Origin of the sequence: Marinococcus halotolerans DSM 16375, assembly GCF_000420725.1 — a bacterium.
Classification (GTDB): domain Bacteria; phylum Bacillota; class Bacilli; order Bacillales; family Marinococcaceae; genus Marinococcus; species Marinococcus halotolerans.
On record NZ_ATVM01000013.1, the window covers coordinates 34,829 to 48,464 of the forward strand.

The window sequence follows — 13,636 nt, forward strand, 5'->3', positions numbered from 1 at the left end:
ATAGTTCCTCCTTATAGTTATTCAAGCTGCCGTTGCTTCTTCCTGTCTGGGACGGGCCGCTCTATACCAGTGCCAGCAGAGTATCACCATAATGGCAACATCCACCACATCGCCCCCGTAATACATCAGCATTGAACCTGCCCGGGCAGCCTCCTGCCCGACTCCAGGCGGCGGTGACATGTACAAATACTTGGACAAAATGCCGTGCCCGGCAAGCGCCGTTACAAGAACCCCGGACCGAAACAGGAAAGAATACCGGTGCGGCGCCGGATCGATATAAATAATAGAAGCTGTAAACACATATCCCGCTAAAAAGATATGAATATGAACAGCGATGTAAACGAGAGCAGATTCGTGCATCCACGCATACAACCCGGTTGTATACAAAAGCCATAAACCACCAATGTTTAATACTGCGGCCGTTACCGGATGAGACACTATTGCTATAAAACGGCTCCGCAGTAATTTAGCCAGTTTTTTTGCTGCAGCCACAGGCAGTGCACGAAGAGCAAGCGTGACCGGAGCCGCAAGCACGATACAAAGCGGAGCCAGCATACCAAGCAGCAAGTGCCCGGTCATATGAATGACAAATGAATCATGAGCCATCCGGGGAAGCGGCCCAAGCACCGAAACGACTGCCGCCGCTGCACCAACAGTAAACAGCCCAATGCGGTATACCGGCCACCCGGTGTCACGAAAAGCTGCAGCAAGATACAAGAGACAGGCAAGGACAAAAGGGGCTGCAAGCACGTCTTCTGCAATATAATGTGAAGTAGTCATTGGCTTATGCAGCCGCTCTCTGTTTTTTCATCTGCGAAGTCTGCCTCCATATAACTATTCCAGCAACAAGGAGGATAAACGCACTGATGTTCCATACGAGATCATAGGGCAGAATGTCCACGCCGTATCTTATTTGGTGGATCCCCATCCACTTATGATGAACGATTCCATCATACAGCTGAAAAAAGCCAACTCCTGTTAACATTCCACCGATCCACCGGCGCATCCAGAAGCTCTGCCGGCGCCGGAGGTCAGCAACCATAAACAGGGCAGCTACTGTAGCAAACCAGCTGAAGGCATGAAAAAAGCCATCTGAAACGATCCCAACAGCCGTAGTCGACAGGTCGTAAAAATGATGCCAGTTGAGCAGTTGGTGAAATACTACTTCGTCTATAAAAGCGATGAGGCCGAGGCCGAAAAGAAAGCCGGATAACACGTTTCTTCCAGCGTAATTCGCCTGATTCCTCCGAAGCATCGCTTCGTTTTTTTCTGACATGACTAAGCCTCCTCAGTTACATATCCGTTTTGACACGATTGCTTGAGAAAAGCACGTGCGTGCCCAGATAAAAATGAAACATATATTCTGCTATACCCATCAATACAGCAGATACAGCTGCTGCAAGCAGCAACGGGCCTGAAAAGGAAAGCACGGTGCCTGCAATTAAAACTATCACAAACACCAGCCCGGCATCCGCAGCCGCTGCGAACAGGCTTTTTACACGCGGGAGCAGCACGAGGTCACCGAGTGGATAGCTGATCACACCAATGATAATAGTAAGTCCCAGCACGCTCCAAACAGACACCCCGTTTGCAATGCTGAGCACTAAAAACAACAAAGCAGCTGTCATGAGAGCTTTTCCGGTTAATGCTTTAACGTGTTTCATAGTCTCCTCCTTTCTAAAATGCTCCATAAAACGCAAAAAGCCAGGGAAAGACGTAGCTCTTTTCCTGGCTTACCGCAAGGCTTAATCCTGCGATTGCTGCCTCCGTTTATTCAGTTAATAATTGGCTATCCTTCTATTTCCTTTAAATGCATTTTCATAAACGCTCTTTTATTTACTCGAGCGTACGCTGCACAACTTAAAGCGAAAGGCTGTTAATAATACGGCATGCCCCTCTTTTCTTTGTTCAGCGCTTATCGTTTCAGGTCATTCGAATGCTCTAATGAGAAAACGGTGTTTGTCCATGGTTTTACCTCGTTTTTAACTTTTTTGTTATTCATGCAATTATGGCCCGCATTTTATTTATGACCGAAAAAGATAGTGCAGCTTTGCAAGTGACTCCTCCGCATATTCATTAATATAGTCTATACTGGACTTTTCTCTTTCTGGAGAAAATACATTCAAGGCCGGTGCCAGGCACTCTACCGTAATCGTTCCTTCGTATCCAGTTTTTTTAATAGCTTCGGCAATCGCCTCCCAGGATAGTCTCCCGTACCCCAGGCCCTGACGGTTAGTATCTGCTACGTGTATATGGCTGAGGGCTGGGCCAAGATGATGAAAGGGGGCCTCCATGCTGCTTTCCTCAATGTTCATATGAAATGTATCGAGCATCGTCGTAACAAATGGATGCCCGATTTCTTCCACGAGCACAAGCGCCTGCCCCCCAGTATTAATAATACAGCTTTCATAACGATTTAAGGGCTCAATCACCAGAGCAACGTTTCTTTCTTCTGCGTAGGGAGCCAGCTCCTGAAGTGATAAAACTGCTGCTTTCCATTCTTCTTTGCCGTTTCCTTCCAGCTCTGATTTGCCCGGTGCGCACGGGGAAAGTACCATATATTCTGCCCCGGCACGGTATGCGCGGCTGATCTGTTCTTTAAAATAATTTACAGCTGTTTTTCGCTTGGAAGGGTCAATCTGCGATAAATCCGTTTCCTTCCGCGGCCAGCCGGCATCTGCGCACAGTCCCCGGATACGGAGTCCAAGGGTTTCCGCCAGCTGGGTTAATTCCTCCCAGTCATAATCTTTTGCATGAATCTCAATTTCATCGTATCCGACGGAAGCTGCTTCGCGCATTGTCTGCTCAATCGCCTGGTCTCCAAAAATCCAGCTGCATATCGAAAATCTCATCTTATTCTCCTCCTTCACTGTTATGCTGCCCTTCTACTATATTCCTTGCCCGGTTCTCCCGTAAGCATGATTTTAACCAAATATAAAACAAACAAAGACCAGCGGCTGTGCCCCGCTGGTCCTTCTTAAACGTCTTCCGAGAAAACGTGGCCGCCGATTTCATAATCAACTGTCTTTGTTTCCCAGAGCCAGTTGTCTTTTGGCACGTCTTCACTCCAGAAGAACAATGAATCCCCTACCGGCTCCGATCCGTCCAGAGCCTCTTCCGTCGCTTCTTCTGCGCGCTCAGAAGGAGATTCTTCTATGCTTCCGTTATCTACTACCTGGAATTGATTTTCTTCGTATATGACACTTTCGACATCGTCTGGAAAGGTTTCAGATTCAATGCGGTTCAAAATGACACTCGCCACAGCCACCATGCCTTCAAAAGATTCATCTTTAGCTTCTGCATGAACGGCCCGTTCAAGCAGCTCTTCATTTTCCACCTCAGGCACTTCACTTGAGGCGACTCTTTCTTTCTCTGATTCCTGTTCAGGGGGCTCTGCTTCCTGTTCTGTTTCTTCTTCTGCAGCCCGCTGCTTTTCTTCTGCTTCCTGCTCAGCTGTCTGGCTTCGTTCGTGCACATTGTAAACTAAAAAGCCTAATACAGCAGCAAAAACAGCTAGCGCTCCCAATACAGTGTAAATAGAATACTGCCTGGACATCGTAATCACCCTTTATCAGTGAGGCAAGATTATTGTTCCTATGATGGCGGTAAATGACATGTCTGTCGTTATTTTACCACTTTACTTCCAGGAATAATAATTTCTGCTGAAGGCGTATCCGGCTGTTTTTTGCTCTAATACGCTGAGAACAGATATAGGCACAGAAATGGGCATTGTAATTCCACTATAAGGGCACACACACCATAATGCATTTTCCTTTAGGAGGAGGATGCCTGCCGTTTTTTTGATTTCGCACGTTCATTGCGAATGCGCTGACGATAGCCATAGGTCGCTTTGAGCACCGTTTCTTCACTTTCAAGCCCTGCACCCAGAGCCCCGCCAAGCGTAGCGACCGTGCAGGCAAGCCAGGATATTTTCAGGTACGTCGCAAACGTCACGGTCCCCTGTAGATTTAATGCCAGCTGTGAGGTGGGGATAAACAGCAGAGAAACAACTAAAAACATTACGAATAAAATAATATAATAATGAATAATAGCAATCCCGATTGTAGCGGTCGTAGCTTTATTATAAGAGCGCACCAAAAATTTGGACTCAGCATTTGATTCTTTTTCCCACAAGCCATGGGCAACGATAAACCATACAGTCATAGCCACCATGGCCGTAAACATAACAGCAAGAAAGCGCCAGAATCCATACGTGTCACTCAGCATCCAGAAGCTTGGAAAGATCAGTCCGTAAGCACCGGTAGCAAAAGCTAAAGCAATTACACGCTTAAATGCCGGAAAAATCGTCCAGGGCCGGTTTGCGAGCACCATGCCCGAAAGCAGCCTCGTACGTCCTCTCATATTCAGGTTAGCATAGAAACGGACGTGCTGGCTTTCTTCTTCATTAGAGTATACCGTCCGTTTAATCGGAGAAAAGCGCTCATACAAACGGCTCCCCATCAACTCCCTTGATCCTCTTCCCCGGACCTGATAGGAATGTTCGTCCTCATGATCTTCGAGCTGCTCCTGGTTTTCTGTGATACGTTCATTCTGCCGTTCCCGATCTTCTTCCAGGCTTCCATGATGCATTTCGTTTACAAGCTGCATCATTGCCTCACGGACGCGCTTTCTCATTGGCATGGCTCCCAGGGATGGCAGGGAAATGAGACCGATTTCCCGATCTGCACTGGCGTCAGCTATCACCAGTTTTTTCCCGTCTACAATTGGGAGATCCGTAAAACAGAGGGCATAATCCCATTCATGCTTTTGTTTATGTTTCTGTGCTTCCTCAATCACCGGTTCTGATTTTTCTATCACTCCGGCAAAAGGATCAAGAACCACTTCCACTTCCCAGTTTCTCCGGTCATCTACATAGTTTTTGAGCAAATCAGGCAGCTCTTCTGCCATCTCATCGCAAATATCCTTTGGCAGCTCCGGAGCAGATATCAATCCGAGTGTATAGCTCTCCGGTGAATGTTTGTTTTTCTTCGAAGCCATCGGTGTTCCTCCTTTCTCTAAAGTGTTTTAAAAATAAGCCCAACGATAAGGTATCATACTTTGATCCTTTTCCATACACGTACATTTTTCTATTAGGCACATGTTATAGATAAAAGAAAATGAGGAATGATTCCTTTAGGTTCATTATTAATACAAGGAGGTGAACCGAAGCTAAGTGCTTCGGCCGCTATGAAGCTGACAGAAACTATGCACGTACTCGAGCTTTCTGTGCCCCGGGGAACAGACACAATGGTACTAAACTTAACTCTCATGAATGACGGAGGACGTCTGATTCTCTTTGACACAGGTATGCCCGGGTACGAAGAAGAAATATACGAATTGATACGAAAGGAAAATTTGAACCCCGATCATCTTGATACTGTCATTCTGACCCATCAGGACATTGACCACATTGGGAGCCTCCCGGAAATTCTTCACGACCATCCGCAACTGCGTGCTCTCGTCCATCATGCCGACAAGCCTTACGTGGACGGAGAAGAGCCGCTGATCAAACTCAGCAGCAGCGCCAAAGCAAATCTAATCGACACTCTTCCGGAAAAAAAGCGGGACAGGGTTGGCTATATGCTCGATAAAACTGAACCCTCGCTAATTAATGAAACCATAAAAGAGGGAAATACACCTGTGGAGGGACTGACCGTAGTGCATACGCCCGGCCATGCTCCCGGACACGTCAGCCTCTATCACGAAAACAGCCGGACGCTTATTGCGGGCGACGCTTTGACTGCTCAAGACGGCGAACTTTTCGGGCCCCGCGCAGAAGTCACGCCAGACATGGAACAAGCCCGCCGTTCTCTGGAAAAGCTGCTCGATTTCGATATGACTACTGCGGTTTGTTACCACGGCGGCGTAGTACACGGAGATATTAATCAAAAAATCCGGGAAATCTTATCCTAAACGAAAAAAGCACCCCCGCTAACTGCGGAGGTGCTTTCGTCTATATTTTGATTAAGAGTTTTCGATATCCTCCCGTATCCGCTGCCGACGCTCTTCCTCCTCCCGGAGTCTCGTTTCCTTGTAATCCTTTCGTACGGATTTCAGTAAGGAAATAGCGGAGATGAACAGGACGATAGAGAATGGCAGGGCCCCGATAAGAGAGACCGTCTGCAGTCCATTGAGACCGGCGCTGATAATCAGTACAGTAGCCAAACCAGCAATCAATGCGCCCCAGATTACTTTCAGGAGCATGGATGGGTTCGTGTCCCCGTTAGAGGTCATCATGCCAAGTACAAACGTTGCAGAGTCTGCGGACGTTACCAGGAATGTAAACAGCAGACAGATCGACAGTATTGAAAGCAGCGTGCCAAGCGGTATGTTATCCAGCATGGCAAACATGGCCCGTGTCGTATCCTCCGCGACTATTCCTGCTATATCTGTGCCGTGGAATAAATCCAGATTGATTGCGGTACCGCCGAAAATGCCAATCCAGATCATACCGATAAACGGCGGCGCCACCATAACACCAAGGACGAATTCCCGAAGCGTCCGTCCTTTGGAGATACGGGCTACGAACATACCCACAAACGGGGACCAGGCGATCGTCCAGGCCCAGTAATAAATCGGCCAATCCTGCACCCAGGTACCGTCTGTATAGTTTTCCATACGAAGACTTGCCTGGAAGAAGTTTTGAACATAGTCGCCAAGGCCCATTGTGATAGTTTCGAGAATAAAACCGGTAGGTCCGATAAACAATACCGCCACCATTAAAAACAAAGCCAGGCCAAGGTTTACGTTACTCAAATATTTTATTCCACGATCCAGACCAGAGATGGTGGAAATCATAAAGGCTACAAACATGACAGCTACAATAGTAAACTGGGTGGTGGAACTCGCGGGGATATTAAATACGCTGTTAAGTCCCCCGCTGATCTGCAGAACACTCAGGCCAAGTGTAGTAGCCACCCCCATCACTGTAGCAATCACAGCGATAATATCCACACCGTTACGGAAGCCTTTGCGCAGCGGGCGGGAGCCGTCCCCAATTACACCGTTCATCGTGTCACTGATAAGACTCCGCTCTTCCTGCCGGTATAAAAAGTAGGAAATCGCAAGTCCCACAAATGTAAATGATGCCCACTGGTGAATACCGTTGTTAAAAAAGGCGTTCCACATTGCTTCTCTTGCCGCTTCCGGCGTTCCCGGGTCTACATTCGTCCATGGCGGAGGAGTCTGGAAGTGGGTCATTGGCTCTGCCACACCCCAGAATACGATACTTACACCAAATCCACAGCTGAACAGCATCGCGATCCAGGTGAAAAAAGGATATTTCGGCCGGGCGTCATCGCCTCCGAGCCTCACACGTCCGTACTTGCTGAACGCCATATAAAAATTAAATAAGATCAAAAACAACACAAACAGTAAATAGAACCAGCCGAACGTATCAGCGATAAAGCCGTATGTAAATTCGGCCTGGGACTGCAGTGCCTGTGGCGCTATTGCTCCCCACAATGCAAATACAAAAATGATGATAAAAGAAATGAAAAAGATACTGTTGAGAAATTTAAATTTCTTCCCTTTTTCACTCATGATGCCTTCCCCCTCTCTTTGCTTGCAGAAACGAATTAACGAAACTTTAACATATAAGGCCTTCCAATAACAGCTAGTTTCAAAAAACTCTTTAAAATAGTATTAGGATCAAAGAACTAATGCATAAAGGCCTATGCTTTGATTTACCCGAAACATCTTACAAATAATACACAAATTCACTTATTTGAAGAATTTTTCAACGAATTCTCTTTATCTTCATGACTATTTCACTAATTATTCATTTATTGGCGTCGTAAATGTCAAAAATATCATGTACAATGAATATAGAATATAGTTCATCAAAGAGCTGCATAAAACGATCTGTATTTGTCCTATTCCTCTTTTCCTCGCTAGGTTTCAGGCAGGTTAGCCCTGCTAATTCACTATATTAGGAGGATGTTCTATGCACACAATGAACGTGGTATTAGTCGCTGTCGACGGATCCGAACAGGCTGAATATGCTTTTGAGACCGCTCTCCCCATTGCTAAAGCTCAGGAAGCTCAGCTTATAATTGCCAGGGTTATTAATAAAAACGCCTATCAGCCGATGAGCAGTTATGCTCCTTCTATTATTGAAAAAGTACAGGAGGATGCCAATGAACTGCTCGCAAAGTATAAAAAACAGGCAGAAGAAGCGGGCATTACAGATGTCACGGTAGAACTTGTATACGGCTCTCCCAAAACGAAAATTATCCGTGATATTGTCCCGAAGTATCATGTGGATTTAATAATCACCGGCGCGACCGGATTAAACGCCGTAGAAAAAATATTTATGGGCAGTGTATCCGAACACATTGCAAAAACGGCACCGTGCAGTGTCATGGTGGTCCGTTCTTAAAAATTAAAAGCTTTAAAAGGCAGCCAGCAATTTTTGCCGGCTGCTTTTTTTTGAAAATTTATGTTTATTCCTTTTATGAGCGGGAACTATTTAAGTGTTCCCACTTATTTGAGGGACAAAAAAATATATGCATGGTGGAAATGTTTGGACAATAGCGCCTAAAACATAAGCCAGAAAAGACCTGTCTCTTTTCTGGCTTTTTTGCGTGCAAAAGCCGATTTACTCCTCTCCCGGGCTTATTGTTCTTTTGTTTTCGCTGTGCATTATTTTTACCTTATGTTCTACATGCAACTAGGCATGCAGCCGGTGCACAAAAAGAACCGTCTTTTCTACACCTACTTTAAAGCGGGAGCCTCTAGCCCGCACTCATTCTTTTATTTTAAAAAATTTTTAGGAGGACTCGAAAATGGCAATTGATAAGTATCCATCCAGGCAAGGCGATCATAAGGAAATCATGGACCGGAAGGGCCCTGTTGTACACGGCGGCTCCGATTTTGACGGCCCGCTGCAGAAAGAAGAGCTGGACTTTTACGATGAGAACGGCTACCTCATGCTCCAGAAGCTGTTTACCGATGAGGAAGTCGAAATGATGAAAAAGGAGCTCCACGAAACGATGAAGCGCAACGAGGAGCGCGACGCGCCCGACGTGATCAAGGAGCCAAACAGCAACGAAGTCCGCTCCGTCTTCGAAATCCACAAGGACAGCGGGTTCTTTGAAATGCTCGCCAAAAACGAACGCATTGTGAAAGCCGCCCAGCAGATTCTCGGCAGCCAGGTGTATATGATGCAGTCCCGGATAAACTTTAAGCCAGGCTTTAAAGGTAAGGAGTTCTACTGGCATTCGGATTTTGAAACCTGGCACATGGAGGACGGCATGCCAGACATGCGTGCGCTCAGCTGCTCGATCATTTTGACGGACAACTACGAGTTCAACGGCCCGCTCATGCTGATCCCCGGCTCGCAGAAATGGTACGTGTCCTGCCCGGGCACCACGCCGGAGGACAACTTCAAGCAGTCGCTGAAAAAGCAGGAGACCGGCGTGCCGGACAACGAAAGCATGGAATGGCTCACGGAGCAGGCCGGCGGCCAGATTGACCGCGCGACTGGCCCGGCGGGCTCGGTGCTCTTCTTTGACTGCAACACGATGCACGGCTCGGCCGGCAACATCTCGCCGTACCCGCGCAGCAACGTGTTCTTCGTGTTCAACTCGGTGGAAAACAAGCTCGTGGATCCGTTCAGCGGCCAGGAGCCGCGCCCGGAATTTCTGGCCAACCGCCAGGATACTTCCGCTATCGAACCAACATCCGAAGCCCTTACAGAAGGCACAAAATCCTTTAAGTAATCTTTAAACCTTCCCGGACCGCATTTGCGGTCCGGTTTTTTATGCGCCTTTGAAACATTTATAGTATACAAAAAACCGATCCAGTCATTTTTGATGATGGATCGGTTTCATTTTACCCCTTTTCTTGTTTTCTGCGATCTACCAATTTCTTTTCCAGTAAATCTTTTTCTACAAAATCATCAAGCATTTCGTAAAATTTATCTTTATCGTTCACCGAGCCTGAAAGGTGCTCCAAATGGTTCATAAACGTGACCTGATCATAATCCTGCGGAAGTTTTCCGGCATAATTACGGGCAATGCTTTTACCGTAATGCCAGCAGCAGTTTTTATCCTTCGTTTCCAGCGCTTTTGACAAAATAACCAACGCTTCAAGAAGCGTCAAAGTTACGCCGGGCTTTTCTTCTGCATAAGAAGCGATGTAGGTAAATGCGGAATAGACATAATAAGAAAACTGCTCATCTTTCATAATCAACCGGAGCGTATCGTTATCGTCGGTTAAATACGATGTAAAGCGAGTTACCTTGGAAATAGAAAACACGAGGTCCGTTAACTGATAGATAGCATCCTGTGCTGTCATTGGTTCATCGTTTCCAAGTGCTTTGATCGCAATTTCGGTTAATTTCCGGATCCCGAATTCAATATCCTGCACTTCCGTTTTGCTTTTCCCAAGATACATAAAGTTACGATACTTTTTTTCGTTCACCGGCAGGTCCGGCTCTTCATTTGTCTTCCAATAAGAAAAAATAGGAATGCCTTCAAGCACAAAATCCCCAATCCGGCGATCCAGCCGTACTACAATACCGTCTTTGGCTGCTTCTTTTACGATTTTTCCAAAATCAATCACCTGGATAAAGCCGGTCGTTTCACTTGCGACAACATTTGGCTCTCCTTCTGTCTCCGGCTCACGCACCTCGCTTTTATCTTTAGCGCGGTGAGCTTCGAGATCATAAAGCAGCGTGTTAAGAATGCGCTGCTGCGATTCCTCTTTCATGTTCGTCGTAATACTTGGCACCTGCATCCATTTCGTTGCATGATTGATAAACAAAATAAAGTTTATCACTGAAACGGCTGTTGCTAATACGCCGAGTACAGGAAATACCGTATACTGCTCCATCGAGGAATTCAAAAAGAAAAACCCGATCAGCAGGAAAAAGAAACACAGGTTAAAGATGCCGATGGAATGCTGGGTTCTGCGGTCTGAGATAAAGTTGAACAAAACCCGCGGCGTAAACTGGCCGGAAAAGCTCGTCAAAACAACGAGAATTGAGTTGAACGTAAAAGCGTTTAACGTGAGTACACCCGAGAGCAGTGTACTGTACATTGTCTGGGTTAATGAATAACCTGTTGATAGAATCGGCGCCATAGCGAATGCAGGCTCGAGCCCGAATTCCACGTAGTATGCGCCAATGGCTAAAAGTACAGCCAAAATGATGTAAATGGCCGGTAGCACCCAAAGACTCGAACGGAGTTCGTACCAGCGCTGTCTCGAGGACATGCTTTTAATCTGCCGTAATTTTTTAGGCATCAGCTGCTGTAAAGAATATTTCAATTCGTTCACCTTTTCTATTACTTTAATCTGTGGACAGCATCACCGCTATGGAGTTATTCCCATGCATGAAGCCTTCCTCCGCGTGAGCGGGCAGAAGGCTCTGAAACAGGTATGCTGCTTTGACTGTTAGCGTTTATTCTTTTACTGCTTCTTTGGTTGATACGACCTTTACGTCGCATTTTGCTTTCTTCTGAATGGCTTTAGCTGTATTGCCGAGAAACAGCCGGTCTACTTTAGTAGTGCCGGTTTCACCGACGACGATCATGTCGACATTATATTTCTCACACAGATTTTCCATTTCCTTTTTCGGAATTCCTACCTCGAGAACGGTTTCTACGTCTTTGACCCCATTCTCTTCTGCCATTTCTTTATAGGCTTTCAAACGTGATTGCGCCTGGTTTTTCAATCTTCCGAAACCATGTGGATCCATACGCTCCAGGGAAGCGTAGCCATTTTTGTCCATAACAAATGCAATGATCAACGTAGCGTTGTTTTCCTCTGCCAGTTCCTTTGCTTTATAAAATGCATCATGGGAGGCGCCTTCGAGAGCTTCTACTCCTACGAGTATACGATTAATTTGTGCCAATTTCATCTTTCCTTTCTTGTTTTAAATTACTTGTTTCAGCTTTCTGCTTGAACCTTCGCAAAATAGCCTGTTTCTGCTTTGTGTTTCGTCGTTTGCACCTGCTTTTCATCTAAAAAATATAAAAAGCCAGAAAAAGAACGATCATCCTTTTTCTGGCTTATGTTCTGGCTTTTATATCCATTCATTTCCGCCGCATATGAAATTGTCGCCCTGCCACACCCGGACGTTTTTGTTTTTATGGCGTTACTAGGAAAATACCCGTACAATATACGTATTAAACGTTCACAAATTAATGTGTTTGAAATTCTTTCAAAGGACAGATGCTTTATCCATTACTTATTTTTCGACAAATACTGCCCGCCCTGCCGTGCAGCCGTATGTATTTTTAAATTTTTCGATCTGTACCGCCGCTGCCAGTGGGTTCCCATCCAGGAAGCTCGGTCCCGTCTGAAAGACTACCCATATCTAACCTCAAGAAACGCCGCGCACGAGCTGCATATGTACACAAATGAAGGAGTAGTGCTGCATGGCTTTTATGCCCTCCGCCGGCTGCTGCTTGCTATTCCGCTCAGTTTTCTTCCCGCTGTGCTTCTCTATTTCCCGTACGCTGATTATATTGGAGTGCCGCTGTATAACGTGATTTCAAAAAGCCGCCTAAAGCATATCTCTTTTAAGAATAGTTAGCATCCCGAAGACAGAAAGCCCAGCCTTCCAGTTGTATCTGGAGGACTGAGCTTTTTTTATTACCGGTTCACCGTTTTCATTCCTTCTTCATGATACCGCATGCCTGCAGCAGCGCCTTTAGGAGCAATATCATCAATTGCTTTCATATCGGCTCCTGTAAGCTTAACCTGCAGACTATTAATATTTTCTTCCAGGTACGTACGCCGTTTCGTCCCGGGGATCGGTACCACGCCCTGCTCTCTCAACCAGGCCAGGGCCAGCTGGGAGGCTGTACATTCTTTTTCTTCAGCTAATTCCTTCATTTTATCCACGAGCTCAAGATTTTTGTTGAAGTTTTCTCCCTGAAACCTTGGAGAAAAACGGCGGAAATCATCTTCCTCCAGATCCTCAAACTGCTTGATCTGTCCGGTTAAAAATCCTCGCCCCAGTGGGCTGTAAGCCACAAATGAAACTCCAAGGTCTCTGCAAAGCGGCAGAATTTCATCCTCCACATCCCGGCTCCATAACGAATATTCTGTCTGCAGAGCCGTAATCGGATGCGTAGCGTGAGCTCTTCGAATCGTTTCCGTTGCTGCCTCTGACAAGCCCAAATACCGGACTTTTCCGGCATCCACGAGTTCCTTCATCGCACCTACGGTTTCTTCAATTGGCACATCCGGATCCACCCGGTGCTGGTAATACAAGTCAATAGTATCAATGCCGAGCCGCTTCAGGCTCGCATCGCATGCCTGCTTTACATACTCCGGCCGCCCGTTTACTCCTCCTGTAAGTTCACCTTTATTGCTGTACACATTCCCGAATTTTGTAGCAAGCACTACTTCCTCCCGACGGTTTTGAATCGCTTCACCAACCAGCCGTTCATTAGTCATCGGGCCGTACATATCAGCCGTATCGAGAAAATTAATACCGTGGTCAAGTGCTGTGTGTATCGTTTTCTTCGACTCTTCATCGTCTAATTTTCCATAAAAAGCGGACATTCCCATACATCCCAGGCCAATAGGGGAGACATGCAGGTCACTGTTGCCAAGCTGTCGTTTTTCCATTACAGGGATTCGTCCTTTCTGGATGAATGACTCTGCTTTTTCAAACAGGTGT

Annotated in this window: 14 protein-coding genes; 4 read left to right on the plus strand and 10 right to left on the minus strand. The window is 46.3% G+C overall.

Annotation, left to right across the window (positions count from 1 at the left end; translation table 11 throughout):
- Positions 1–21 precede the first annotated feature (21 nt).
- From G548_RS0110325 to G548_RS17895, 6 genes are all read right to left on the minus strand, one after another.
- Positions 22–780 carry a cytochrome c oxidase assembly protein gene (locus G548_RS0110325; protein WP_022794082.1) on the minus strand — a complete coding sequence of 253 codons (759 nt, stop codon included), beginning with the start codon at positions 778–780 and terminating at the stop codon, positions 22–24.
- 4 nt (positions 781–784) lie between these two features.
- Positions 785–1,276, minus strand: a complete 492-nt coding sequence (locus tag G548_RS0110330; protein ID WP_022794083.1) for a DUF2243 domain-containing protein — start codon at positions 1,274–1,276, stop codon at positions 785–787.
- Between the two features lie 16 nt (positions 1,277–1,292).
- A complete protein-coding gene (locus G548_RS0110335; RefSeq protein WP_022794084.1) occupies positions 1,293–1,664 on the minus strand; it encodes a DUF2512 family protein in 372 nt (123 codons plus the stop codon).
- 360 nt (positions 1,665–2,024) lie between these two features.
- The gene (locus G548_RS0110340; RefSeq protein WP_022794085.1) at positions 2,025–2,852 is read right to left on the minus strand and encodes a sugar phosphate isomerase/epimerase family protein; all 828 of its coding nucleotides are present in this window, start codon (positions 2,850–2,852) and stop codon (positions 2,025–2,027) included.
- Between the two features lie 125 nt (positions 2,853–2,977).
- Entirely contained in the window at positions 2,978–3,556 is a 579-nt protein-coding gene (locus G548_RS17890) for a cell wall hydrolase (protein ID WP_022794086.1), read from the minus strand.
- A gap of 218 nt (positions 3,557–3,774) precedes the next feature.
- Entirely contained in the window at positions 3,775–4,998 is a 1,224-nt protein-coding gene (locus G548_RS17895) for an MFS transporter (RefSeq protein ID WP_022794087.1), read from the minus strand.
- 189 nt (positions 4,999–5,187) lie between these two features.
- Here G548_RS17895 and G548_RS0110355 point away from each other — a divergent pair, with 189 nt between their 5' ends.
- Positions 5,188–5,913: an MBL fold metallo-hydrolase gene (locus G548_RS0110355; protein WP_022794088.1), complete on the plus strand. Its 726-nt coding sequence runs from the start codon at positions 5,188–5,190 to the stop codon at positions 5,911–5,913.
- A gap of 51 nt (positions 5,914–5,964) precedes the next feature.
- Here G548_RS0110355 and G548_RS0110360 read toward each other — a convergent pair whose 3' ends face one another.
- Positions 5,965–7,542: a BCCT family transporter gene (locus tag G548_RS0110360; RefSeq protein ID WP_022794089.1), complete on the minus strand. Its 1,578-nt coding sequence runs from the start codon at positions 7,540–7,542 to the stop codon at positions 5,965–5,967.
- Positions 7,543–7,945: 403 nt separating this feature from the next.
- On the opposite strand from G548_RS0110360, the gene G548_RS0110365 reads away from it, so the two are divergent.
- Positions 7,946–8,380: a universal stress protein gene (locus G548_RS0110365; protein WP_022794090.1), complete on the plus strand. Its 435-nt coding sequence runs from the start codon at positions 7,946–7,948 to the stop codon at positions 8,378–8,380.
- A gap of 406 nt (positions 8,381–8,786) precedes the next feature.
- Entirely contained in the window at positions 8,787–9,722 is a 936-nt protein-coding gene (gene thpD, locus G548_RS0110370) for an ectoine hydroxylase (protein WP_022794091.1), read from the plus strand.
- A 112-nt stretch (positions 9,723–9,834) separates the two neighbouring features.
- Here the strand turns inward: thpD and G548_RS17900 are convergent, their stop codons facing one another.
- Together G548_RS17900 and G548_RS0110380 are read right to left on the minus strand one after the other, a co-directional pair.
- Complete coding sequence (locus G548_RS17900; protein ID WP_022794092.1) at positions 9,835–11,271, minus strand: DUF2254 domain-containing protein; 1,437 nt, start codon at positions 11,269–11,271, stop codon at positions 9,835–9,837.
- Positions 11,272–11,404: 133 nt separating this feature from the next.
- Positions 11,405–11,857 (minus strand): universal stress protein, encoded by a 453-nt coding sequence (locus G548_RS0110380; RefSeq protein WP_022794093.1) that lies wholly within the window; start codon positions 11,855–11,857, stop codon positions 11,405–11,407.
- A gap of 237 nt (positions 11,858–12,094) precedes the next feature.
- On the opposite strand from G548_RS0110380, the gene G548_RS18800 reads away from it, so the two are divergent.
- A complete protein-coding gene (locus tag G548_RS18800; RefSeq protein ID WP_169435242.1) occupies positions 12,095–12,541 on the plus strand; it encodes a DCC1-like thiol-disulfide oxidoreductase family protein in 447 nt (148 codons plus the stop codon).
- 59 nt (positions 12,542–12,600) lie between these two features.
- On the opposite strand, the gene G548_RS0110395 is transcribed toward G548_RS18800, so the two are convergent.
- Positions 12,601–13,584: an aldo/keto reductase gene (locus G548_RS0110395; protein WP_022794096.1), complete on the minus strand. Its 984-nt coding sequence runs from the start codon at positions 13,582–13,584 to the stop codon at positions 12,601–12,603.
- Between the last annotated feature and the right edge of the window lie 52 nt (positions 13,585–13,636).